Consider the following 23096-nt stretch of genomic DNA (forward strand, 5'->3'; position numbering starts at 1 on the left):
ATGCCCCGCTATCTGGCACGGCGCCTCGGACAGAGCCTGCTGACCGTCTTCATGACCGTCACCACCGTGTTCGTCCTGGTCCGCCTGGCCCCCGGCGACCCGGCCTCCGCGTACGCCGGCCCCACCGCCACCACCGAAGACCTCGCGCGCATCCGCGAACAGTTCGGCCTCGACAAGCCGCTGCTCACCCAGTACGGGGTCTTCCTCCGCGACCTGGTCACCGGCAACCTCGGGACCAGTTACTCCTTCCGGTCCCCTGCCCTGGAGGTGGTCCTGGACCGGCTCCCGTACACCATCACCCTCGCCGCCTCCGCGATCCTGCTCACCACCGCCGTCGCCGTGCCACTCGGGGTGTGGATGGCCCGCCGCGCCGACACCGCCCGCGAACTGGGCGCCAACGTCGTCACCATCGCCGGGCAGTCCATGCCGGACTTCTGGAGCGGCGTCATGCTGCTCACCGTCTTCGCGGTGCTCTTCCCCGTACTGCCCGCCTCCGGCTTCACCACCTGGGGCGGCCTGGTCCTGCCCACCGTCACCGTCGCCATCCTCCAGATGGCACTGATCTCCCGGCTGGTGCGCCGGGAGATGATGACCACCCTCGCCTCCCCGTACGTCACCGTCGCCCGCTCGCGCGGCGTCTCGGAACGCGCTCTGACCTGGCGGTACGCCATGGGCAACTCCACCATCCCGGTGCTGACCGCCCTCGGCACCCGGTTCGCGGGGATGCTCAACGGTGTGGTGGTCGTCGAAGTCGTCTTCGGCTGGCCCGGCGTGGGCTCCCTGGTGGTCCGCGCCCTGGAAACCCGCGACTACCCGCTGATCCAGGCCACCGTCCTGGTCACCGCGGCCCTCGCCGTCCTCGTACAACTCCTCATCGACCTCGCCTACCCGCTGCTCGACCCGCGGGTACGCCTCGGAAAGGCGGCCTGAGCCATGAGTACCGCACTCCAGTCCCCTGGCCCGGCCGCTCCCGAACGCCCCAGCGCCGTCAGCGCCACCGCGCAGGCCCGATCCTCCGCCACCCGCCGGCGGCGCGGCTCCCGGCTGAAGCTCTGGGCCGGTTCGGTGTGCACCCTGTTGGTGGTGCTGCCCATCGCGCTGGCCTCCGTCCTGCCCCTGCCCGGCCCCGACCACCAGGACCTGGGCCGGCGCCGGCTGGCCCCGCTGACCGACGGCCACCTCTTCGGCACCGATCAGCTCGGCCGTGACCTGCTGTCCCGGGTGCTGCACGGTGGGCAGGTCTCCCTGTCCATCGGTGTTCTCGCCGTCCTGGTCTCCGGAGTGATCGGACTGGCCGCCGGAGCCGCCGCCGGGTACTTCGGCGGCTGGGTGGACGCGGTCGTCTCCCGTCTGCTGGAGGCCCAGCTCTCCCTGCCGCTGCTGATGATGCTGCTTCTGGTGGTGGCCCTCTTCGAACCCTCGATACCGGTGATCACCGCCGTCATCGCCATCGCCCAGTGGCCCGAGGTGGCCCGGCTGACCCGTTCCCTGGTGCTGGTGGAGCGTGAGAAACCGTACGTCGCCGCGGCGCGGGTGCTGGGTCTGCGCAGAGTCGGCATCCTGCTGCGCCACATCGTGCCCAACATCGTGGGGCAGGCCAGCCTGGTCGTACTGCTGCTCCTCGCCCAGGCCGTGCTCCTGGAGAGCGCACTGAGCTACCTGGGCGCGGGGCCGCAGCGTCCCTTCGCCACCTGGGGACGCATCATCTCCGACGGCCAGGACTACATCACCACCTCTTGGTGGCTGGTCACCCTGCCCGGCCTGGTGATCGTCCTGCTCGTCGTCGGGGTCAACCTGATCGGCGACGGCCTTCGCGACCGTATCCGCACCCGCCGTCCAACAGCAGAGGTCACCTCATGAACACCCCTGTCACCGCCGAGGCCGGTACCGCCAACGAGCGCCCCCTGCTGGACGTCGAGGACCTCCAGATCGAGCTGCTCACCGCGCACGGCGTCGTGCGCGCGGTCGACGGCGTCAGCTTCCAGATCGCTGCGGGCGAGACCGTCTCCATCATCGGCGAGTCCGGATCCGGGAAGTCCACCACCGCCATGGGCATCCTGCGGCTGCTGCCCGAAGGGCTCGCCGTGCTCTCCGGCTCGGCCCGGATCTCAGGGGTGGACGTCGTCGCCGACCCCGGTGCCGCCGCGAAGGTCAGGGGCCGCCGAGTCTCGCTGATCCCCCAGGACCCGATGACCGCGCTCAGCCCCGTGCACAGTGTCGGCCGCCAGCTCGGCGAGGCGATCGCCCTGCGCCACCCTTCCCTGAGCCGCGGCCAGGCCCGTGACAAGGGCCTGGAACTCCTGGCCCGGGTCCGGATCGGCGACCCGGACGCCGTCTGGAAGGCGTACTCCCACCAACTCTCCGGCGGCATGCTGCAACGTGTCCTCATCGCCATCGCGCTGGCCGCCGAGCCCGTCCTGCTCATCGCCGACGAGCCGACCTCCGCCCTCGACGTCACCGTGCAGGCCGGGATCCTGGACCTGCTGATGGAGCTCCAGGAACGCACCGCCGTCGGCATCCTGATGATCACCCACGATCTGGGAGTGGCCCGGCTGGTCTCGGACCGGATTCATGTGATGCGCGACGGCCGCTTCATCGAATCCGGGCCCGTCGAGCAGGTGGTCGACGCACCCCGCGAGCAGTACACCCGCGACCTGCTCGCCAGCGTTCCCGTTCTCGGCCCCTGGGACGAGACCCCTGGCACCGTTCCCGCCGTTCCCGCCGACGAGGAGGCCGTCCGATGAACACGCCGTCCATGAACCCGCCATCGATGGACGCCCGCACGACGGGCGACCTTGCGGTGGGCGACACTGCCCGCGACCTGGCGGCGGGCACCCCCTTCCTCACCGTCGAGAACCTCGTCGTCGAGTACCCCGCCCCGGGCGGCACGTTCCGGGCCGTCGACGACATCTCCTTCACCGTCGAACGCGGCACCTCCCTGGCCGTGGTCGGCGAGTCCGGCTGCGGCAAGTCCACCCTGGCCCACTCCCTGGTCCGGCTGGTCCGCCCCACCTCCGGCCGCATCCTGCTGGAGGGCACCGATCTGGGGGCGCTGTCGGAGCGGCGGCTGCGCCCGCACCGTCGCCGGGTGCAGATGATCTTCCAGGACCCGTACGGATCCCTCGACCCGCACCTGAGCGCCGAGGACATCGTCGCCGAGCCGCTGCGGCTGGCCGGTGAACGGTCCCGCACCGCCCGGTCCAGGCGCGCCGCCGAACTCATCGACCGGGTGGGGTTGCCCAGCTCCGCCCTGCACCGCAGGCCCGCGGAGTTCTCCGGCGGGCAGCGCCAGCGCATCGGTATCGCCCGCGCGCTGGCCAGCGACCCCGAACTACTCGTCTGCGACGAAGCCACCTCCGCGCTGGACGTCTCCGTACAGGCGCAGGTCCTGGCGCTGCTCCGGGACCTCCAGGCGAGCACCGGGCTCACCTTCATCGTGATCTCCCACAACCTGGGTGTGGTCCGCGAGATCAGCGAGGAGGTCATCGTGATGCGCTCCGGGCGCATCGTGGAGCGCGGCGCCACCGGCGCCGTCCTGGCCTCGCCCGTCGAGCCCTACACCCGGGCGCTGCGCCGCGCCGCCCTCGACCCGGCCGCCATGCGGGGGCGTAAACCGCGATACGTCGTCGCCGCCTGCTCAGGCGGAACCACCACCGATGACACCCGCACCGTCACCCGTACAGGCACTGGCACGGGCAACGACACCGACACCGGGCCCCGGGCTTCTGCCGACGCGGCGGCCGCCCCGGGGACCGTGGAATGAGTGAGATGACCAGCACCCCGCATACGGACAACTTCCGGCCGGACGCCCCGTCGACGGGCGCCGGCCCGGCCGGCACCACCCTGCCCGGTGTCCCCGTACCGCTGTCCCGGCTCGTACTCGGCACCATGACCTTCGGCGACACCGTCGGCCCTGCCGACGCCCTGACCATGCTCGACGCGGCACTCGACGCCGGAATCACCGGCGTCGACACCGCCAACGCCTACGTCGGCGGAGTCACCGAGACCATCCTCGCCGATGCCCTCACCCCCGCCCGGCGGGCCCGGATGGTGCTCGCCACCAAGGCGGGCATGCTGCACCCCGACACCGGGGACCACTCACCGCTCTCCCCCACCGGCATGCGCCTCGCCCTGGAGGGCAGCCTGCGGCGGCTGCGTACCGACCACGTGGACCTGTTCTACCTGCACCAGCCGGACCGTACGGTCCCCTTGGCCGACACCCTGGCCACCGTCGCCGAGTTCGCCGCCGAGGGCAAGATCGGCGCCCTGGGCGTCTCCAACTTCGCCGCCTGGCAGATCTCGGAGGTCGTCCACACCGCCGAACGGATCGGCGCACCCGGGCCCGTGATCGCGCAACAGCTCTACAACCTGCTGGCCCGCCGCGTCGAGGAGGAGTACCTCGAATACGCCCGCACCAGTGGCCTGTTCACCATGGTCTACAACCCGCTGGGCGGCGGTCTGCTCACCGGCCGCCACCGCTTCGGCGACACCCCGGCCGATGGCCGCTTCGGTGACTCCGCACTCGCCGCCATGTACCGGCAGCGCTACTGGGACCCCCGTCTCTTCGCCGCCGTCGAACAGCTGGCCGCGATCGCGGACGGGGCCGGGATCCCGCTCACCGACCTCTCGCTGCGCTGGCTGCTGGGCCGCGACGACGTGCACGCCCTGCTGCTCGGCGGCTCCCGCCTCGACCACCTGCGGGCGAATATCGACGCCGCCCAGGCCGGGCCGCTGTCCGCCGACGTGACCGCAGCCTGCGACAAGGTCGGCGCCGCACTGCGCGGCCCGATGCCCGCCTACAACCGCTGACCCCCTCCCCACCAAGGAGAGCCTTGATGAACGCTGCCCGGTTCGCCACCGCCCTGCGCTCCCGCGAACAGATGATCGGCTACTGGTCGGTACTGGACACGCCGGTCGCCACCGAACGGATCGCCCGCCTCGGCTACGACTACGTGTGCCTGGACGGCCAGCACGGACTGCTCGGCTACAGCGGACTGCTGCACAGCCTCACCGCCATCGACGCCGGCGGCGCCTCCGTCGGCCTGGTCCGGGTCGAGGCCAACGACCCGGTGCCGATCGGCCGGGCGCTGGACGCGGGGGCCGCCGGGGTGATCGTCCCGTTCGTCGACACCCCGGAGCAGGCAGCCGCCGCCGTCGCCTCCTGCCGGTACGCACCGGCCGGGCGGCGCTCGTACGGGCCCATGCGGGCAGCGCTGCGTATCGGCCCCGCGCCCGCCGAGGCCCACGACGCCACCGTGGTCCTGGCCATGATCGAGACGGTCGCGGGGCTGGCCGCCGTCAAGGAGATCTGTGCCGTGCCCGGCCTCGACGGGGTCTACATCGGCCCCTCCGACCTGCGGATCGCCCTGGGCGGGGCGACCTCCACCGACCCCGCCGTGGACCCCGAGTTCGAGGCCGCGCTCACGACCGTCCGGGAGGCCGCCGACGACGCGGGCATCGCGGTCGGCATCCACACCCCGGACGGAATCACCGCGGCCCGTCGGCTGGCGGAGGGCTTCACGTACGCCTCGGTGGCCAGCGACCTGACCCACCTGGAGCAGGTGGCACGCGACCATCTCGGGGCGGCCCGCCGCCCCTCCGCCACCTGACCCCTGCCCTCGGATTCCGGGCCCCGATACGCCGGCCACCTGCGCTCACGCTCGCCTCCGTACCTCGAACCGCCGTTCCGCCCGCACACAACAGGACGAGGAACCTTCCGTGGAAACCCGTCGACAGCCCGCAGCCTCCCCGCCACCCCCGCCCCGGCCGGACGGCGTCGTGCGCCCCCGCCCGGACGACCCCGCCCGGCACGAGGCGTTCCTTCCCGCGCCGGCCGTACAGAACCACGCGGCCAATCTGGCACTGCTCGCCGACGGCGACCTCGGGTGCGTCTGGTTCGCCGGCACCCAGGAGGGAGTCCCCGACATCTCCGCGTACTTCTCCCGCCTCTCCACCGACGGCACCTGGAGCGAACCCGTACAGCTCTCCGACGACGCCACCCGGTCCGAACAGAACCCCCTGCTGTTCCTCACCCCCTCCGGCGCACTGTGGCTCCTCTACACCGCTCAACTGGCCGGCAACCAGGACACCGCCGAAGTCCGGATGCGGATCTCCGACGACTCCGGCCGCACCTGGGGACCCGTACATACACTGTTCCCCGCCACCGAACGCGGCGGTGTCTTCGTCCGGCAACCGGTCACCGTGCTGCCCGGCGGGCGCTGGCTGCTGCCGGTCTTCCACTGCGTGGCCACTCCTGGCGTCCCCTGGGCCGGCGACCACGACACCAGCGCGGTCATGATCAGCGACGACGAGGGCCGCACCTGGACGGAGCAGCCGGTGCCGGGCAGCACCGGCTGCGTCCACATGAACATCCACGCGCTGGCCGACGGCACCCTCCTCGCCCTCTACCGCAGTCGCTGGGCCGACGCCGTCCACATGTCACGGTCCGAGGACGACGGCGAAACCTGGAGCGAACCGGAGGCCGGCGAACTGCCCAACAACAACTCCTCGGTGCAGTACGTACCGCTCGCCGACGGGCGGCTCGCCCTCGTCCACAACCACAGCAGCGCCGCCGACGCCACCGCACGGCGCGTCTCGCTTTACGACGAGATCGACGACGACGGGCTGGCGAGCGACGGATCAGCAGGCGGAACCCCCGTACCGCAGCCCCAGTCCCCCGCCGCCGCCGACGGCGTCAGGACGGCGTTCTGGGGAGCGCCCCGCGCGCCCCTCACCCTCGCACTCTCCGCCGACGGTGGCCGGACCTGGCCGGCCCGCCGCGACCTGGAAGCCGGTGACGGCCACTGCCTCACCAACAACTCCCGCGACCGGCTCAACCGGGAGTTCTCCTACCCGACGATCCTGCAGAGCCCGGACGGGACGCTGCACATCGCCTACACCTACTGGCGACAGGCCATCAAGTACGTTCGCGTCGCACCGGACTGGGCCACCGATGCCTGAGCCGCGCCACGCCGTCGTCACCGGAGCCAGCTCCGGGATCGGCACCGCCATCACCGCGCGACTCCTCGACGAGAAGTGGCAGGTCACCGCGCTCTGCCGCACCCGGCCGCCCACGGAACGCCCCGCACTCCGCTGGATCCCGGCCGATCTCTCCGACACCGCGGGACTTCCCGCGCGGCTGGAGGAGGTCGGCCCGGTCGACGCGGTCTTGCATGCCGCCGGACTTCAGCGCTCCGCACGGCTGGGCGCGCTGTCCGCGGACGACGGGGCACTGATGTGGAGCGTGCATGTGCAGGCGGCGGCCGTTCTGCTGGACACCCTGGTCGGACGGATCGCGGACGGCGGCCGGGTGGTACTGATCGGCAGCCGTACGATGACCGGCGTGCCGGGCAAGAGCCAGTACGCGGCGACCAAAGCGGCGCTCGCCGCGCTGGCACGCTCATGGGCCGCGGAGCTCGCCCCGCGCCGGATCACCGTCAATGTCGTCGCACCCGGCCCCACCGACACCCCCATGCTCAGCGACCCCGGGCGGGCCGCCACCCCGCCGGTACTGCCGCCGCTGGGCACCCTGGTCGCCCCTTCGGACGTCGCGGGCCTCACGGCGTTCCTGCTGGGCGTGGAAGGCGGCTCGGTCACCGGGCAGACGCTGGTCATGTGCGCGGGCGCCTCGCTGTGACCGCGTCCGCCGAGCGGCCCGCAGCCGACGCCGTTTCGCCCGCCTCAGGAAGCTGATCCTGTCGCTGTACCGGCTGCCGAAGCAACGGTTGTGCGCATCTACCTCGAAGCGGCTGTCGGCGTGCCTCTGTTCGTGCTGACCGGGCGCTTCCTGGAGGCGCGGGCCCGGCACGGGACCGGGGCCGCGCTGCGATCGCCGGTCCAACTCGCCGCCAAGGAAGTGTCCGTACGGGACGGCAATGCGGAACGGCTCATCCCAATCGAGCAGTTGGCCATCGGGCAGGTCTTCGGCGTGCGCCCTGGTGAGCGGGTGGCCACGGACGGAGAGGCGGTGGAGGGCAGTCCGCCGTGGATCTGTCCCCTGTGACCGGGGAGAGCGAGCCGGTTGAGGTTCATCCGGGCTCTGCCGTGGTCGGGGGAGCCGTCAACGCGGGCGGGCTGCTGCTGGCTACCGCGGTCGGTGTTGATACGCAACTCGCCCGGATCGCTCCACTGGTGGCCCAGGCGCAGGCCGGGAAGACGAAGGCACAGCCGCTGGCCGACTCGGTGGCGGGTGTTCGTGCCCGTGGTGCCGGCGCGGCGCCGTCAGCCGGCGGTCGTCGTGGTCGCCTCGGACCGCGGGACGGGCGGCGCGGATTCGGGGCCGGAGTCGGATTCGGCCGGGTCCGGCTGGGCCAGGGAGCCGGCGACGAGGAGGACGCCCAGGATGAGCAGCAGCGGCACGCACATGGCCGCCCGGTAGGAGACGGCCGCCCCGACGGCCCCGACCAGGGGCGGGCCGATCAGGAAGCCCACGTAGTTGAAGAGGTTGATGCGAGCCACGGCGGTGTCCACCGTCCCCGGCAGCCGCTGCGCACCAACCACGAAGAGCTGGGGCAGGATCACGGACAGCCCCGCGCCGAGGACGGCGAAACCGAATGCACCGGTCAAGGGTTCCGGTGCGGTGGCGATGACGGCGAACCCCACGGCGGAGAGCAGGGCGCCCGCCCGCACCACGGCCACCGCTCCCCACCGCTGCACCCAGCCGTCCCCGAGAGCACGGCCCACCAGGGTGGCCGCCATGTAGAGGGCGTACGGCACGGTCGCCATCGCCTCCGAGCTGTGCAGGGTGTCCTCAAGGAACTTGGCGCTCCAGTTGGTGGCGGTGGAGTCGGCGATGACGGCCACGGTCATGATCAGGCAGAGCGGCAGCAGCGGCTTCCAGGGGACTCCGTGCGGGCGAGCGGGCCGTGGGGAGGAGGGCTTCGTGGACGAGGGCTGCGCGGCCGGTTCGGCCGCGGCACGGCCGCCGGTCACCGTGCCCGGCCCGCCCTGCTGCCGGGTCAGGCGCGGGCCGACCGACACCGCGAACGGCAGCAGCAGGGCGACCGAACCGGCGAAGAGGGCGAGCAGGGAGAGGTGCCAGTGGGCTCCGGCCCAGGCGAGCAGGGCGCCGAGGATGCCGCCGAGGCTGGCGGCACCGTGGAAGCCCAGCATGATGCTGCGACCGTAGCCGCGCTGGATCCCGACGCCCGTCATGTTCAGGCTCGCCTCCATGGCACCCACCAGCAGCCCGAAGACGCCCAGGCAGGCCACGAGCTGCCAGACGGTCTCGCCCGCCCCGACCCCGACCAGGCACAGACAGATCAAGGGCTGGAGCACGCGTACCACCACGGGGGCAGGAACCCGGCGCACCACACGCGAGACGGTGACGCTGCCCACGCCGGCCAGGACCGGCACGGCGGCGAGAAACAGCGGGAGTGCGGCGTCGCTGAGGCCGTACCGATCCTGGATCGCCGGGATGCGGGTGACCAGCAGGGCGAAGGCCGCGCCGTGGACGAGAAAGACCAGGAGCAGCGCGGAGCGGGCCTGTCGCAGCCGTACCGGGATCTCCATGGCATCTCCTTCGGTGTTCGCCGCCACTCACCCGAGGGCAGCACCGGGCGTGACCATAGGGAGCGACGCTGAAGCGCGGCTTGAGCGGCAGGCAGGACGACGGTTTGAGGAGACTGCTCGGGGTGGCGGAGCACCGGTCGCATCCTGGGGTTGGAGGCTGCCCTTACACGTGAGACCGCCCGTAACGGCCCAAGTCTCAGCCTCTACGGAGCCAGCGTGGGCGGTCGTCCCGTTGCCTGGCGGGCCGGCCCAGCGGGCAGGCGACGAAATGCCGCCGGATCGTGTGCACAACATGCCTGAAACATTCGGTACCTAGTGTGCCGGAAAGCACCGATTCTCCAGGGGGCCCGATGTCCGTTCCCCATGAACGCCCCCGCGCCGGACAGAGCCGGTCGGAGCGGATTCAGGGCAACGCAGGCACAAAGGCCTTGGCGTTGGAAATGTGCTGGTCGAGCAGCTGGACCGCCTCCTCCACCTTGGCCTTCCGGATCATCTCCGCGATCTTCCGGTGCGCTTGTAGCATCTCCGGCAGGTCGTCGCTCGACTGGTCCACCGAGGAGATGGCCAGCTGCAGTTCCGCGAGCAGGGAGCCCGCAACCTCCGTCAGCCGCGGGCTGCCGAGCAGTCCAACAATGGCCAAGTGGAACTGCATGTGGGTCCGGGCGATCTCGACCGGTCCACCGTCCTCGACCGCTACCTCGTACTCCTCAAGCCTGGTACTCAGGGTCGTCAGGTCCCGTCGGCTGGCGCTGACGACCGCGCGCACCCCGGAGAGCTCCAGGATGCGCCGGGCGCGGAAGATGTCCTCGACGTCCGCCTCGGTGAGCTGGCGGACCAGTACGCCCTTGTTGGGCTCCCTGACGAGCAGCCCCTCGCCGATGAGTAGCTGCATCGCTTCCCGAACGGTGCTTCGTGACACCTTGAGGCTCCCCACGAGGGCGCCCTCACGCAGGGCCGTACCGGGCTTCAGGCGTCCAATAAACAGCTGCTCGCGCAGCGCACTCGCCACCTGCTCCACGATGCTGGAGCGGTCGAGGTTGATCGATTCCATGTTTCCAATCTAGCGCAAGATTGTCCGAATGTCGGACGATGTATTGACGCACGGGACTTCGCATCCTCAACATTGTCCGACGATCCGACGTGCGCCCAACATCGGGCTCACAAACGAAAAGGTGTTCCGTGACCAGTACGACGACCAAGCTGTGGGGCGGGCGCTTCCGCGAGGCCTCCGATCCGGCCCTAGCCAAGCTCTCCCGTTCGGAGCCCGGCTACTTCGACATGGCCCCCTACGACCTCGCCGGATCCCGCGCACACGCACGCGAACTGCGGCGTGCGGGAATCCTGGACGAGGCCGAACTGCAGGCCGTCCTCGAAGGAATCGACCAGCTCGACACGGACTACCGCACCGGCACGGTCACCCCGTCCCCCAACGACGAGGACGTGCACACGTTCCTGGAGAGGGTTCTCACCCAGCGCCTCGGGCCGTTGGGCGGCAAGCTGCGGGCGGGCCGCTCCCGTAACGACCAGGCCGCCAACGACCTGCGCCTCTACCTGCGCGACCAGTCCCGCGCCGTCGTCCTGGCCACCGTCGGCCTCATCGAGGCGCTGCTCGCCCAGGCTGCCGAACACACGCACACGCCCGCACCGGGCTTCACCCATCTGCAGCCTGCCCAGCCCATCACCTTCGGGCACCAACTCCTCGCGCACGCACACGCACTGGACCGGGACGCGGAACGTATACGGGACTGGGACCGGCGCGCAGCGCAGTCCCCACTCGGCGCCGCCGCCCTGGCCGGGTCCGCCGTGGCCCTGCATCCGGAGCTCGCCGCCGCGGAGTTGGGCTACGACCGGGTGTGCCGCAACTCGCTCGACGCGGTGGCCGCCCGCGACCACGTCGCCGAGTTCGCCTTCGCCGCCTCGATGCTCGCCGTCGACATCTCCCGGCTCGCCGAGGAAGTCTGTCTGTGGGCGTCCCGGCAGTTCCGCTGGGTCGGTCTGGACGACCGGTTCGCCACCGGGTCGTCGATCATGCCGCAGAAGAAGAACCCGGACATCGCCGAGCTGGCCCGCGGCAAGGCCGGCCGCCTCCTCGGCAACCTGACCGGCCTGCTCGGCGCCCTCAAGGGCCTGCCCCTCGCTTACAACCGGGACCTCGCCGAGGACAAGCGCGCAGCCATGGACAGCGTCGACACGCTGCTTACCGTGCTACCCGCCATGTCGGGCCTGATCCGCACACTCACGGTGGACACCGCCGAGATGCGCACCCAGGCCACCGCCGGTTTCACCCTGGCCACCGAGATGGCCGACTGGCTCGCGCTGCGCGGCGTGCCCTTCCAGGAGGCGCACGAGATCACCGGAAGCGCGGTGCGGCGCTGCGAGGACCTCGGCATCGACCTGCCCGACTTGAGCGACGACGACCTCGCGGCCGTCGACCCCCGACTCACCCCCGAGGTCCGCTCGGTCCTGACCGTCGAGGCCGCCCTGGCCGCGCGCTCGAGCCGGGGGGGAACCTCCCCCGCGCGGGTCGTCGAGCAGATCGACGAGTTCGCCGAACGGATTCTCGCCCACCGCGACTGGGCCGCCGTGTACACCGGTCCTCGCGTCTGATCGCCCCATCGCCCCATCCGCCGGCCTCCCCACTCCCCCGTCCGCTCTCCCCTCGACCCCGTACCCCAGTCCGGTCCCCGGAATCCGCCGTGAGGAGCCCCCAATGCCCAGTACATCCGCTACCAAGACTGCCAGCAGCACCGATCCGCCCCTCGCTGCCGAGGAGTTGCTCACCGAGTCCCGCAAGCACCCCGGGCGCTGGGCCGCCGCTGCGGCCGTGCTCCTGGTCGCCGCCCTCCTGATCAACGCCTTCGCCAAGGCAGCCATCGACTGGGGCGTCGTACGCCACTACCTCGGCGCCGGATTCCTCATCCAGGGTCTGGGGATGACCATCCTCCTCACCGTGGTGGCCATGCTGCTCGGTGTGGCGCTCGGCGTGCTCATCGCCGTCATGCGCCTGTCGAAGAACCCGATCACCAGCGGCATCGCATGGTTCTACGTCTGGGTCTTCCGGGGCACCCCGGTCTATCTCCAACTCCTGATGTGGTTCAACCTCGCGCTGATCTTCCCCATGGTGTCCGTCCCCGGCATCTACAGCGCCCGCACCGTCGAAGTCATGACGCCGTTCGTGGCCGCCGCCCTGGGCCTGGGCATCAACCAGGGCGCGTACACCTCCGAAGTCGTCCGCGCCGGCATCCTCTCCGTGGACGAGGGGCAGGTGGAGGCCGCCTACGCCATCGGCATGGGCCGCCTGAAGACCATGTACCGGGTCGTGCTGCCGCAGGCCATGCGCGTCATCGTTCCCCCGATCGGCAACGAGACCATCGGCATGCTCAAGACCACGTCGCTGGCGTCGGCGGTGGGCGTGACGGAGATCCTCCTGGAGGCCCAGCACGCGTACTACGTCAACAACCGCATCATGGAGCTGCTGATCGTCTGCGCTGTCTGGTATCTGGCGGCGGTCTCCGTCCTGAGCGTGCTCCAATTCTACGTCGAACGGCACTTCGCCAAGGGTTCCTCCCGCCCGCTGCCCCCCACCCCCCTGCGGCGGCTGCGCGCCGCCGCCGGACGAAAGCCCGTGCTGCGATGACCACTTCAATGACCACGCCCCCTGTCGTGCGCGCCGAGGCGGTCCACAAGTACTACGGCGACCACCACGTCCTCCAGGGCATCGATCTGGACGTCAAGCCCGGCGAGGTCCTGTGCCTGCTCGGCCCCTCGGGCTCGGGCAAGAGCACCCTCCTGCGCTGTATCAACCACCTGGAGACGATCCACTCCGGCCTGATCTGGCTCGGCGACGAGACCATCGGCTACCGTCGGCAGGGTGACAAGCTCGTGGAACGGCCCGAGCGGGAGATCGTGCACCAACGCCGCTCCATGGGCATGGTCTTCCAGCGGTTCAACCTCTTCCCCCACCGCACCGCCCTGCAGAACGTCATCGAGGGACCGGTGCAGGTCAAGGGCGAGAATCCCAAGTCCGCCAAGAAGCGCGGTACCCAGCTCCTGGGGCGGGTAGGTCTCGCCGACAAGCTCGACGCCTACCCCCGGCAGTTGTCCGGCGGTCAGCAGCAGCGGGTCGCCATCGCGCGGGCTCTGGCGATGGAACCGCAACTGATGCTCTTCGACGAGCCCACCTCGGCCCTCGACCCCGAACTCGTCGGGGAGGTCCTCACCGTGATGAAGGACCTGGCCGACACCGGTCTCACCATGATCGTCGTCACGCACGAGATCGGCTTCGCCCGCGAAGTGGCCGACCGGGTCGCGTTCATGGACGGCGGCCGGATCATCGAGATCGGTACCCCCGCCGAAATCCTCGACGCCCCGCAGCACGAGCGCACCAAGGCGTTCCTGTCGCGGGTTCTGTAGTCCCCTGTCCGGATATCGCCGGTCAGCGTCGCCCGCGCGTCAAACACCACGCTCCCCTCATCTCCGCTCGTCCCCCTTGGAGTTGCGCCATGCCCCGATGCACCCGTGTCCTCAAGCCCCTGCCCGTGCTCGCAATAGGCACGGTCCTGCTCGCCTCCGCCTGCGGCAGCGGCAACGCCGCCGGCAGCGACACCGCCGCGAAGAGCGGGCTGCCCGCTGCCGTGGCCCAGTCAGGCACCCTTCGGGTGGGCATGTCCCCCGACTTCCCGCCGATGGAGTACCTCGACGAGAAGACCAAGAAAATCTCCGGCATCGACGTGCAGCTGGCGAAGGCGCTCGGCAAGCAGCTCGGCGTGAAGGTCGAGTTCGTCCAGCAGTCATTCGACCAACTCCTCAACTCCGTGCAGACCGGCCGGGTCGACCTCGTCATGTCGGGCCTCTCGGACACCGCCGAGCGGCAGAAGACGGTCGACTTCATCGACTACTTCGGTTCCCAGGGCCGCTTCTACACCCGCCAGAAGGACGCCGCGAAGTACAAGGAGGCCGTGGACACCTGCGGCAAGACCCTCGCGGTGAGCAAGAAGACGGACTACTACCAGCAGGCCGAGGACTTCAGCAAGAAGTACTGTTCCGGCGCCGGCAAGCCCGCGATCACCCTCCTGCCGACCGACTCGGGGTCCGCGGCCCGCCTCCAGCTCGAGCAGGGCCGCGTGGACATCGCGGTGCAGGGCGCGGAGAACCTGGCCTACTTCGAGAAGAAGGACCCCAGCAAGTTCGAGGCCGTCCTCGAACCGCTGGAGTCGAAGCCTTTCGGGATCGTCTTGAAGAAGGGCGACTCCAAGATGTCCGACTCCGTCCTCAAGGGCATGAACGCCCTTGTCAAGAACGGTACTTATGAGCGCATCCTCAGCGAGGGCGGCATGAAGTACGCCGTGATCACCCCGGCCCTGAACGGGACCAAGTAGCGCCCCGGCGTCGCGGGTCCCGCCCCGGCGGGACCCGCGACGCTTTTCCTCTCATCCCCTAGGACCACGTGTGAGCACAACCGATCCCGGCGCAGCCGGGTACTGGCCCGACGGCTACCAGAGCGCAGTCGCGCTCGCCTTCGACGTCGACGGGCCGACCGGCGACGCGATGCTGAACGGCTCGATCTGGCGCAAGCCCAGCTACTTCGCTCTGGGCGCCTACGGTCCCCACCGCGCGCTGCCCCGCATCCTGGACCTGCTCGACGAGGCCGGCGTACGGGCGACGTTCTTCACCCCGGCGTGGGTCGTCGAGACCTGGCCCGAGGCCTGCCGCGCGGTGGTCGAGCGCGGCCACGAGATGGCCCACCACGGCTACCAGCACGAGCGCTACTGGGACCTGGAGCCCGACCAGCAGGCCGAGGTGATCGAGCGCAGCCAGAAGATCTTCCGCGAGGTGCTCGGCGCCCCGGCGGCCGGCTTCCGTACACCTTCCGGCGACTGGCACCCCGACACACCCCGGCTGCTCGTGGAGGCGGGGTTCGCCTACTCCAGCTCGATGCGCGGCGACGACCGCCCGTACCTGCACGAGATCGACGGCCGGGCCACCTCACTGGTCGAGATCCCCGGGCGCTGGGACCTGGACGACTACGCGTCGCTCGCCTATACCCGCAATCCGGACTACCCAGCCGGTCAGGACCGCATCGCCAGTTACGAGTTGACGCTCGACAACTGGATTCGCGAGTTCGACGGCTCTCACGCCGAAGGGCTGTGCATGACCACCCTGTTCCATCCGAAGGTGTGCGGGAAGCCGGGTCGGCTGCTCCTGCTCGAACGCTTCCTGAAGCACATGCGCTCCGGTGGTGACGTCTGGTTCGCCACCTGCGGTGAGGTGGCCGAGTGGTGGTCGCGCCCCGCAGCGCCCGCCGTCCTGCAGGGGGGCGGTCAGTATGTCTGAGGTCAATTCTGCGGCAGGCCGCTGGCCGGGGGGCGCGCGCTGCGCGGTCATCGTGAGCGTCGACTTCGATGCCGAACTGCCGCTGCTCGCCTCGTCCCCGGACATCGCCCGGCGGGCGAAGACACTCTCGGTGGGACGCTACGGCGCCACCCGCGGCGTTGACCGGCTCCTGCGGACCTTCGGCGAACTGAGCGTACGCACCACGTGGTTCGTGCCCGGACGCCAGGCCGAAATCCGTCCCGGCCTGGTCGGTGAGATCGCCCGGGCCGGCCACGAGATCGCCCACCACGGCCACGCGCACGAGAACTTCGACCTCCTTGACCTGGCCGGCCAGCGAGCGGTGATCGAGAGCGGTAGCGCGGCCCTCGCCGGGGTCGTCGGACAGCGGCCCAAGGGCTTCCGCATTCCCGACGGCGAGTGGGCACCCGAACTGCCGGACGTACTGAGGGAATTGGGATTCACCTGGTCGTCATCGATGCGCGGCGACGACCTTCCCCACCTCCACCCGGCCGGTTCCGGAACGGCCGGGCCTCTCGTCGAAATCCCGGTCCACTTCGAGCTGGAGGACCACCCCTACTTCTTCTTCAACCTGGACCCGGCCTTCCCCTCCGGACAGTCGCGCATCGCCTCCTACCGCGAGGTTCTGAGCAACTGGAAGACCGAGTTCGCCGCTTACCGCCGCTTCGGCCTGTGCTACGTGCTGCGACTTCAGCCCGAAGTGGCCGGCACGCCCGGCCGCATCGCCCTGGTCCGTGAGCTGCTCACCCACATCCGTGGCCACGACGACGTGTGGTTGGCGACCGCGGGTGAGGTGGCCGACTGGTGGGCGGCCACGCACGAGTGCAATGAACCCGACCATCCCGCCGAGGTGTTCGCCCGGCTCACCCGAGGAGTCTCATGACGCCCGCGGCCGCCATCGCGGACCTGCCGCGCATGGGCGGCGCGCTCGAAGCACTCGCCCGCCTCACCACCACCACCCGGTTCGACGATTTGCCCACGGCCGTCGTCACCAAGGCCGAGCATCACCTCCTGGACACGCTCGGGGCCGCCCTGGCCGGGGCGCAGAGCACCGAGACGACCGCGCTGCTGCGGATGCTCACGACCACCGAGCCTGCCGCCCACGTCCCCATCTGGGGCACGGAGTTGCTGCTCTCGGCCCGTAATGCCGCGCTGGTCAACGGCGTATCGGCCCACGCCCTCGAGCTCGACGACTCGGGCGGCTGCGACCACTCCGGCGCCGTCGTCGTCCCCGCGGCGCTCGCCGCCCTGCACACCGTGGACCGTCCCGTCTCCGGGGCACGGCTGCTGACCGCAGTCGTCGTGGGCTACGACGTGGCCCGCCGCGTGCTGGAGGCGCTCGGCGGCTATACGCCCCACAACCGGGCGGGCTGGCACTCCACCGGCACCTGCGGCCCGTTCGGCGCCGCCGCGGCCGTCTGCTCCGTGCTCGGACTTGGCGCGCGCGAGAGCGCGCACGCCCTCGCCCTCGCGGCCAGTTTCAGCGGCGGCATCTGGGCGTTCGTCCACGACGGTGCCATGAGCAAGCGCCTGCACGCGGGCCGCGCGGCGGAGGCCGGGGTCACCGCCGCACTACTCGCGGCGCAGGGCGTCACCGGACCGGGCCAGGTCTTCGACGATGTCTGGGGCGGCTTCCTGGGCACGCTCGCGCCGACGAGCACCGACGCGTCTGCCCTTACCGCGGGCCTGAGCCCAAATCCGGGCCCGGTCCGCTCTTGGCGGATCTCCCGCTGCTCCATCAAGCCCTACGCCTCCTGCCGCAGCATCCACTCTTCGGTCGACGCGGTGGGCGCCATCCTCGACACTCATCGTCTGGCACCCGACGACATCGCCGGGATCCACGTACGCCTAAACGCCTTCGTCCACGGCATGTGTGGCGGCACCAAGGTGCAGTCACTGGCGGCCGCTCAACTCAGCCTGCCGTACGCCGTCGCGGCCCGGGTCGCGCTGGGCACCGCCGGACTCAGTGCCTACGACGAGGCCAACCGGAACTCGCCGCAGATGCGCTCGGTCCTCGAGCGGATCGTCCTGGAGGTCGATCCGGCGATGGACTCCCAGACGGAGCCTGTCATCACCGTCACCACCCACAGCGGCGCCCTACACCGGGAACAGGTGACCGATCCGCTGGGCTCTGCCACCAACCCCCTTGACGAGCGGGCCGTCGCCGCCAAGTTCCATGAACTGGCCACCCGCATCCTGCCCGCGCCCCGGGCCCTGACTCTCGCGGACACCGTCGGCCGGTTGCACACAATGGACGACGCCCGCGCGCTTCCGGCGCTTCTCGCTGCGCCCCGGAACTGAGTCCTCACCGAGCCGAGTCCAGTCCTCTGCTTAGGGCGTGCAGATCATTAACCCGTGGCTTTCCGTTCGGTGGTTCGTTGGTCTGGCATGAGCGAGTTGGAAGGGCAACGGGCTGTGCTGGCAGCCAAGTTCGGGGCGATTCTGCCGCATCTGGACGAGCGGCAGCGTCGTCTGCTGATAGGGGCGGAGGCCCGATCGCTCGGCCACGGCGGAATCAGGGCGGTCGCCCGTGCCGCCGGTGTCCGGGAGGCCACTGTGTCGCTCGGGGTGCGGGAACTCGACTCCGATGACGCTCCGTTGGGACGGGTCCGCAGGGCCGGCGGCGGCCGCAAACGCGTCGTCGACCTGGACCCGGCCCTTCGGGCGGCGCTCCTCGCCCTGGTCGAGCCCGACGTCCGCGGGGACCCCACGTCGCCGTTGCGCTGGACCACCAAATCCACCCGCAAGCTCGCCGGGGAATTGACCCGCCAGGGCCACAGGATCTGCGCGGATACGGTGGGCGACCTTCTGCGCGAGGAAGGCTTCAGCCTGCAGAGCAACGCCAAGATCCTGGAGGGCAAGCAGCACCCCGACCGGGACGCGCAGTTCCATTACCTCAACGAGCAGGCCCGAAACCACCAAGACGGCGGGGCTCCGGTGATCAGTGTGGACACGAAGGCCGCGGTGTCGTGGTCGGTGCCCACGTTGACCCAGCCAGTGGAGTCGGGCGGGCTGCCTATCGGGCGGCCGACCGACTGCTGATCACCGCCGACGCGGGCGGCTCCAACGGCTATCGCACCCGCACCTGGAAGACCGAACTCGCCCAGTTCGCAGCTGAGTCCGGCCTGACGATCACTGTCTGCCACCTGCCTCCGGGAACTTCGAAGTGGAACCGGATCGAGCACCGGCTGTTCTCCCACATCACCATGAACTGGCGCGGCAGGCCCCTGACCAGCCACGAAGTCATCGTCCAGAGCATCGCCGCGACCACCACCAAGACCGGCCTGACGGTGCACGCTGAACTCGACACCGACCAGTACCCCACAGGCATCAAGGTCAGCGACGACGAGATCGCCGCCCTGCCGATCACACGGCACCGCTTCCACGGTGACTGGAACTACACCCTCCACCCCCAGCAGCCGCTGGACGCGCCGCCGGTCAACAACACGGCGGCAGCGGCGGGGGCGAACCAGGAGCCGGCGAACAAGCAGCATCGCCTGACGCCGCGTTCGCTGCAGGACCCTGAACTGACCGGTATGCCCCGCCAACAACTCAGCAAACTCATCGACACACTGACTCCCGCGCTGGAAGTCCAACGCGAGCAAGTGCTCCGCGCGCGTCGAGGTCACGAGCGCCTGGTAGCCCCCGGCACGGGCGCCAAGGCCAAACTCGCCGCAGCCGACCGAATCCTGGTAACCGTGCTCCACCTACGCAAGCTCGCCACCATGGACCTCCTCGGCCAGCTCTTCGGCGTCACCGCCATGACCATCAGCCGCGCGAAACAGGAAGTTCACCCGCTCCTGGAAGCGCACGGCCACCACATCGACACCTCCACCGCCCGCTTCCATACACCAGCCGACGTCGCGACATTCCTCCGCGCGTACACACGGAGCGTGAGCCCAGGTCCCTTACCGGCGGCAAGCCTGCCATGCAAAGATCACGCCTGGCGGCCATCGAGTCGCACACTTGTTGCATGGGGGACTTGCTGTGGATGTCATCGGATGGACCGTGTTGGCCCTGTACTGGCTCCTGACGTTCGTTCCTGGCGTTGCCGCCATCTGCGTCGGATGGGTCCCCCCGTGGTTCAGGAAGACCGTTTCATCGCCGCGCCTTGGAGGCTGGGCGGACGTCTGCGCAGGCGTCGGGGGCACGATCATCGTGGGCCCTGTGCACCGCCACTTGGAATCGACGCCAATGGCGACTTTCGCCACAATCGTGGGCTTCTGCTTCCTCTTCAGTGCCTTCGGCCTCTACCGACGGTCCTACCGGCCGGAGCCATCGGGGGCAACGGCATACCAGTACACAGCAGCCCCAGCCTTCCAAGCCGGTGCTGTACAGCAGCGAGATACAGCAACCACCGAGCCCACAACCGACCCCCACCAGCCGCAGACGCCCAACTGACTTGATTGGCGGACCTCAGCGACCGCCGGCCCGTAGTTCGCATCGAGGGCGTCAGGCTGAGTCCTCGCCTATTGTTCCGCGCATGGTGACTGCAATCGTGCGTGAATGGCATGACGAGGAGGGATGGGGCGTGCTCGACTGCCCCGAGACACCGGGCGGTTGCTGGGGCTGGTACGCGGAGATCGAGATGGAAGGGTTCCGCACCTTGGAGGCCGGCCAGCAAGTCACTCTTGAGTGGGAAGCGCCGGGGTTCAAACAGGACGGGTACGACTACCGCGCGGTGCGCATCGTTCCCCGGGCAGGTCACAAGGGTTGAGCAAGCTCGCGCCGCCTGACATCCATGGTTGACATCAACGGCGGTGGACAGCAGCGGAAACGGGCGGACCCGGACGGCAACTCCCCCACCGGCCGGAGCCGCCCCGCCACGCCGGACGCGGCGCCCGGATCGAACTCCTAAAGCGGGTGTCAGCCTGCCCCGGCTCGGTCGGGAAGGCCGCCCCACTTGAATGGCGTGACGCGGGTCGCGACTGAATCCGTCACGACTACGCCAATGAGGCCAAATCGCGATCTGTCGGGATCCCTGCTTTTCCGATCACACTCGAACGCATGGGCGCAACAGGGGACATCCGCTGGGTCGCATGCCAAGTCTGTTGTAGGGAAGCCCCGACCGTGCGCAGACGCGGTCGGATCGACCTCTTGGCCACACTCTGCGATCCCTGCTGGAACAGGGTCGCCAACAGCCTTGCCTTGAACGAAGGCGCCACGGCCACTCCAAGGCCCGAGCCTGACCCCGACCACGTGCCAATGATCGAGCCGCCCACGTGTGAGGAGTGCGGGGCTCTGGTTCGTCTCTACCCGACCAACTACGACCGGTGGGCGAGCCTCGCCATGAGAGAGCTCCCCGCCAAGGATGTGCCGGCTCGCTATCGTTGGCGACTCGTGAAGAGGCCAGCCCGGCATTCGAGTGTGGCCGTCGAGTTCGTGGCCGTCCGTCTGCGGGGCATCGAACCATTGCTCAGTGAGCTGGTGGTGCCCGCTCACCGCATGCTGTGCGTCCCGGACGAGTACGAGGTGTAGGCCGGCGGCGTGTCCCTGGCGCGCACGTTCCGAGGGGCTGCAGGGGGCACTCACGGGGAACCGCGGCGATCTGGCGTAGTCCGCCGAGGTCAGCGTTCTGCCAGGTCAACCAGGGAGCGCATACGCGATCTTCCAAGCGGGTGCATCCACAACCCCTGCAGGTGGCCAGTGACGAGTCACAGAGCCGAGCGAGGTGGTCTCTCAGGACGACGAAGCTGCAGCGGGCGTGGCGGTGGTGGGCACACTCGAACCTATCGGGTTGACCGCCCGGACGAAGGCTGTGTCGGTCGCCCTGTCCAGGTAGCACTGGCCGCCGTTGAACTTGCTCAGTACCTCTTCGTCGAAGGCGTCGCTGTGTTCCCACTTCGCACCTGTCGGCAGGAAGTCGGACAGCCCCTTCTCGAACTAGGAAAGGTTGCTGACACCCGTATCCACCACGCGGAAGCTTACGGGGCCATGTTCACTCGCCCCAAAGCAGCTCTCGGCCAAAGTCGTTCCGTCGATCACGTGAGCATGCCCCGATGACGGGAGCCCGATGTCCACAATCGACGCCACTGGCACCGCCATGAGCTGCCCCGATCTCCCTCCCTATGGCAGCTCTACCCCAGAGCCTCTACCCGTCGGCCGAGCTGTACTCTGCGCGGAAGGAGGGATCTGGGCCGTCTGGTGGTCGAAGGGCAGGGGGCTATGGGGGTTGGAAGACAGGGCAGGTCGGTGGCGGCGGAGAGAGATCCCAGCTTGCTGCCGGTGCTTGGGATGTTCATCGTGCTGGCCGCAGTACTGGAACGCTGCCTGTCGCTGCTCGACGGACCGAAGACGTACATACTCTGCGGTGACCTTGTCGAGCTGTCCAAAGAACTCGACCGGGAAGCAAGTGTGAACCGGTGGCTCCTGCTGGCCGGGCTAGTGCTGTCCGCGGCAGCACTGGTCGTCTCACGTGTACGCCGCTGGCGGGTTCTCCCCGTGCTAACGCTGTCTGCGGTTCTGATCTTGGTGGTTCTGGCGGACGGTTATGCGGCGCGCGCGGATACCGTCGCCTCGCAGATCTGGACATCTCAGACCTGCGACGAACCCACGAACCTGTACAACACCTCCCGAGGCTGGTTCAACTGGAGTCCACTCGGCCCGTGATCTGCCAGGCTCTGACCGAACACCCAAGGCGGTGACCCACGCGGAGTGCAGTACAGCAGCGAAGTACAGCAACCACAGCGACCGCAGCCAACCGGTCCCACCCCAGGCCACCGCGTGACCGGCCTTGGAGACCTCAGCAACCGTCCCGCCGGTAGTTCGCATCTATAGGGTCGCGGTGGACTTCTACGGCAGGGCAGGATGCAGCCGTGGTCACTCCTTTCGTCAACATCCATGGGAAGGCCGAGGACGGCCCGTACCGCTGTCCCTGCTGCGGCTTCGTCACGCTCGGCGAGCGCGGCAACTACGAGATCTGCTCCGTGTGCTTCTGGGAGGACGACGGGCAGGACGACCACGACGCGGATCGGATTCGAGACGGGCCAAACGGCCGCCTTAGCCTCAATACCGTTCAGTTAGTGGACTCGGATGGTGATACGGGGGCCGTGTTTGGGCTGGGGCCAGTGTGCGTGGTGGGAGCGTTTCGCGGCCCATTTCAGGACCTTGCGTTTGACGACTCGCGGGTGTGAGCGTTTTCGGCGGGGCGGGTTGAGGTGTTGGCTGAGCCATCGGATGGCGTGACGCCATGCCGCGTCGGCCGTGTCAGCGCCCGGAGGGGGAAAATGCGCCCT

Annotated in this window: 21 protein-coding genes and 3 pseudogenes; 22 read left to right on the plus strand and 2 right to left on the minus strand. The window is 69.7% G+C overall.

Features of this window, described 5'->3' with window-relative positions; translation table 11 throughout:
- The 9 genes and pseudogenes from AB0I23_RS08280 to AB0I23_RS08320 form a co-directional block, all read left to right on the plus strand.
- Complete coding sequence (locus AB0I23_RS08280) at positions 1-930, plus strand: ABC transporter permease (RefSeq protein WP_359107966.1); 930 nt, start codon at positions 1-3, stop codon at positions 928-930.
- A gap of 3 nt (positions 931-933) precedes the next feature.
- Positions 934-1860, plus strand: a complete 927-nt coding sequence (locus AB0I23_RS08285; protein ID WP_359107968.1) for an ABC transporter permease — start codon at positions 934-936, stop codon at positions 1858-1860.
- Positions 1857-2744: an ABC transporter ATP-binding protein gene (locus tag AB0I23_RS08290; RefSeq protein WP_359107970.1), complete on the plus strand. Its 888-nt coding sequence runs from the start codon at positions 1857-1859 to the stop codon at positions 2742-2744. The genes AB0I23_RS08285 and AB0I23_RS08290 overlap by 4 nt, the downstream gene beginning before the upstream one ends.
- The gene (locus tag AB0I23_RS08295) at positions 2741-3763 is read left to right on the plus strand and encodes an ABC transporter ATP-binding protein (RefSeq protein ID WP_359107972.1); all 1023 of its coding nucleotides are present in this window, start codon (positions 2741-2743) and stop codon (positions 3761-3763) included. Before AB0I23_RS08290 ends, AB0I23_RS08295 begins: the two co-directional genes overlap by 4 nt.
- Complete coding sequence (locus tag AB0I23_RS08300; RefSeq protein WP_359107974.1) at positions 3760-4809, plus strand: aldo/keto reductase; 1050 nt, start codon at positions 3760-3762, stop codon at positions 4807-4809. Before AB0I23_RS08295 ends, AB0I23_RS08300 begins: the two co-directional genes overlap by 4 nt.
- 26 nt (positions 4810-4835) lie before the next feature.
- Positions 4836-5609: an HpcH/HpaI aldolase family protein gene (locus AB0I23_RS08305; RefSeq protein WP_359107976.1), complete on the plus strand. Its 774-nt coding sequence runs from the start codon at positions 4836-4838 to the stop codon at positions 5607-5609.
- 109 nt (positions 5610-5718) lie between these two features.
- Positions 5719-6960 carry a sialidase family protein gene (locus AB0I23_RS08310; RefSeq protein ID WP_359107978.1) on the plus strand — a complete coding sequence of 414 codons (1242 nt, stop codon included), beginning with the start codon at positions 5719-5721 and terminating at the stop codon, positions 6958-6960.
- The gene (locus AB0I23_RS08315) at positions 6953-7636 is read left to right on the plus strand and encodes an SDR family NAD(P)-dependent oxidoreductase (protein ID WP_359107980.1); all 684 of its coding nucleotides are present in this window, start codon (positions 6953-6955) and stop codon (positions 7634-7636) included. Before AB0I23_RS08310 ends, AB0I23_RS08315 begins: the two co-directional genes overlap by 8 nt.
- Before the next feature lie 87 nt (positions 7637-7723).
- Positions 7724-8193, plus strand: a pseudogene (locus tag AB0I23_RS08320) (heavy metal translocating P-type ATPase); the annotation flags it as partial.
- A 27-nt stretch (positions 8194-8220) separates the two neighbouring features.
- On the opposite strand, the gene AB0I23_RS08325 reads toward AB0I23_RS08320, so the two are convergent.
- Together AB0I23_RS08325 and AB0I23_RS08330 are read right to left on the minus strand one after the other, a co-directional pair.
- On the minus strand, positions 8221-9510 hold the full coding sequence (locus AB0I23_RS08325; protein ID WP_359107982.1) for an MFS transporter: 1290 nt from the start codon (positions 9508-9510) through the stop codon (positions 8221-8223).
- Between the two features lie 403 nt (positions 9511-9913).
- Positions 9914-10561 carry a GntR family transcriptional regulator gene (locus AB0I23_RS08330; RefSeq protein WP_359107983.1) on the minus strand — a complete coding sequence of 216 codons (648 nt, stop codon included), beginning with the start codon at positions 10559-10561 and terminating at the stop codon, positions 9914-9916.
- 128 nt (positions 10562-10689) lie between these two features.
- Between AB0I23_RS08330 and argH the strand changes: the two genes are divergently transcribed.
- The 13 genes and pseudogenes from argH to AB0I23_RS08395 all read left to right on the plus strand — a co-directional run bounded on the left by argH (position 10690) and on the right by AB0I23_RS08395 (position 22994).
- Positions 10690-12117, plus strand: a complete 1428-nt coding sequence (gene argH, locus AB0I23_RS08335) for an argininosuccinate lyase (protein WP_359107985.1) — start codon at positions 10690-10692, stop codon at positions 12115-12117.
- Between the two features lie 103 nt (positions 12118-12220).
- Positions 12221-13147 (plus strand): amino acid ABC transporter permease, encoded by a 927-nt coding sequence (locus tag AB0I23_RS08340; protein ID WP_359107987.1) that lies wholly within the window; start codon positions 12221-12223, stop codon positions 13145-13147.
- An 8-nt stretch (positions 13148-13155) separates the two neighbouring features.
- On the plus strand, positions 13156-13923 hold the full coding sequence (locus AB0I23_RS08345; RefSeq protein WP_359107989.1) for an amino acid ABC transporter ATP-binding protein: 768 nt from the start codon (positions 13156-13158) through the stop codon (positions 13921-13923).
- A gap of 89 nt (positions 13924-14012) precedes the next feature.
- Complete coding sequence (locus AB0I23_RS08350; RefSeq protein ID WP_359107991.1) at positions 14013-14888, plus strand: ABC transporter substrate-binding protein; 876 nt, start codon at positions 14013-14015, stop codon at positions 14886-14888.
- Positions 14889-14958: 70 nt separating this feature from the next.
- Positions 14959-15843 (plus strand): polysaccharide deacetylase family protein, encoded by an 885-nt coding sequence (locus AB0I23_RS08355; RefSeq protein WP_359107993.1) that lies wholly within the window; start codon positions 14959-14961, stop codon positions 15841-15843.
- Positions 15836-16744 (plus strand): polysaccharide deacetylase family protein, encoded by a 909-nt coding sequence (locus AB0I23_RS08360; protein WP_359107995.1) that lies wholly within the window; start codon positions 15836-15838, stop codon positions 16742-16744. Before AB0I23_RS08355 ends, AB0I23_RS08360 begins: the two co-directional genes overlap by 8 nt.
- Positions 16741-18162, plus strand: coding sequence for an MmgE/PrpD family protein (locus tag AB0I23_RS08365; protein WP_359107997.1), 1422 nt, complete (start codon positions 16741-16743; stop codon positions 18160-18162). Before AB0I23_RS08360 ends, AB0I23_RS08365 begins: the two co-directional genes overlap by 4 nt.
- Before the next feature lie 87 nt (positions 18163-18249).
- Positions 18250-19727 (plus strand): annotated as a pseudogene (locus AB0I23_RS08370) (ISAzo13 family transposase); the annotation flags it as partial.
- 617 nt (positions 19728-20344) lie between these two features.
- Positions 20345-20578, plus strand: coding sequence for a cold shock domain-containing protein (locus AB0I23_RS08375; protein WP_359107999.1), 234 nt, complete (start codon positions 20345-20347; stop codon positions 20576-20578).
- A gap of 488 nt (positions 20579-21066) precedes the next feature.
- A pseudogene (locus AB0I23_RS08380) lies at positions 21067-21198 on the plus strand (DUF6083 domain-containing protein); the annotation flags it as partial.
- Between the two features lie 3 nt (positions 21199-21201).
- Positions 21202-21339 (plus strand): hypothetical protein, encoded by a 138-nt coding sequence (locus AB0I23_RS08385; RefSeq protein ID WP_359108051.1) that lies wholly within the window; start codon positions 21202-21204, stop codon positions 21337-21339.
- A 756-nt stretch (positions 21340-22095) separates the two neighbouring features.
- Positions 22096-22470 (plus strand): hypothetical protein, encoded by a 375-nt coding sequence (locus AB0I23_RS08390; protein ID WP_359108001.1) that lies wholly within the window; start codon positions 22096-22098, stop codon positions 22468-22470.
- Positions 22471-22676: 206 nt separating this feature from the next.
- Positions 22677-22994, plus strand: a complete 318-nt coding sequence (locus AB0I23_RS08395) for a CPCC family cysteine-rich protein (RefSeq protein WP_359108003.1) — start codon at positions 22677-22679, stop codon at positions 22992-22994.
- The last annotated feature ends 102 nt before the right edge of the window (positions 22995-23096 follow it).

This window comes from Streptomyces atratus (assembly GCF_040655115.1).
Taxonomy (GTDB): Bacteria; Actinomycetota; Actinomycetes; order Streptomycetales; family Streptomycetaceae; genus Streptomyces; species Streptomyces atratus_D.

Excerpts from the sequence above, each read along its gene's own strand:
- AB0I23_RS08280 (WP_359107966.1), top strand. The coding sequence starts at position 1 with ATGCCCCGCTATCTGGCACGGCGCCTCGGACAGAGCCTGCTGACCGTC.
- AB0I23_RS08285 (WP_359107968.1), top strand. The coding sequence starts at position 934 with ATGAGTACCGCACTCCAGTCCCCTGGCCCGGCCGCTCCCGAACGCCCC.
- AB0I23_RS08290 (WP_359107970.1), top strand. The coding sequence starts at position 1,857 with ATGAACACCCCTGTCACCGCCGAGGCCGGTACCGCCAACGAGCGCCCC.
- AB0I23_RS08295 (WP_359107972.1), top strand. The coding sequence starts at position 2,741 with ATGAACACGCCGTCCATGAACCCGCCATCGATGGACGCCCGCACGACG.
- AB0I23_RS08300 (WP_359107974.1), top strand. The coding sequence starts at position 3,760 with ATGAGTGAGATGACCAGCACCCCGCATACGGACAACTTCCGGCCGGAC.
- AB0I23_RS08305 (WP_359107976.1), top strand. The coding sequence starts at position 4,836 with ATGAACGCTGCCCGGTTCGCCACCGCCCTGCGCTCCCGCGAACAGATG.
- AB0I23_RS08315 (WP_359107980.1), top strand. The coding sequence starts at position 6,953 with ATGCCTGAGCCGCGCCACGCCGTCGTCACCGGAGCCAGCTCCGGGATC.
- AB0I23_RS08325 (WP_359107982.1), bottom strand. The coding sequence starts at position 9,510 with ATGGAGATCCCGGTACGGCTGCGACAGGCCCGCTCCGCGCTGCTCCTG.
- AB0I23_RS08330 (WP_359107983.1), bottom strand. The coding sequence starts at position 10,561 with ATGGAATCGATCAACCTCGACCGCTCCAGCATCGTGGAGCAGGTGGCG.
- AB0I23_RS08340 (WP_359107987.1), top strand. The coding sequence starts at position 12,221 with ATGCCCAGTACATCCGCTACCAAGACTGCCAGCAGCACCGATCCGCCC.
- AB0I23_RS08345 (WP_359107989.1), top strand. The coding sequence starts at position 13,156 with ATGACCACGCCCCCTGTCGTGCGCGCCGAGGCGGTCCACAAGTACTAC.
- AB0I23_RS08350 (WP_359107991.1), top strand. The coding sequence starts at position 14,013 with ATGCCCCGATGCACCCGTGTCCTCAAGCCCCTGCCCGTGCTCGCAATA.
- AB0I23_RS08360 (WP_359107995.1), top strand. The coding sequence starts at position 15,836 with ATGTCTGAGGTCAATTCTGCGGCAGGCCGCTGGCCGGGGGGCGCGCGC.
- AB0I23_RS08365 (WP_359107997.1), top strand. The coding sequence starts at position 16,741 with ATGACGCCCGCGGCCGCCATCGCGGACCTGCCGCGCATGGGCGGCGCG.
- AB0I23_RS08375 (WP_359107999.1), top strand. The coding sequence starts at position 20,345 with ATGGTGACTGCAATCGTGCGTGAATGGCATGACGAGGAGGGATGGGGC.
- AB0I23_RS08390 (WP_359108001.1), top strand. The coding sequence starts at position 22,096 with ATGTTCATCGTGCTGGCCGCAGTACTGGAACGCTGCCTGTCGCTGCTC.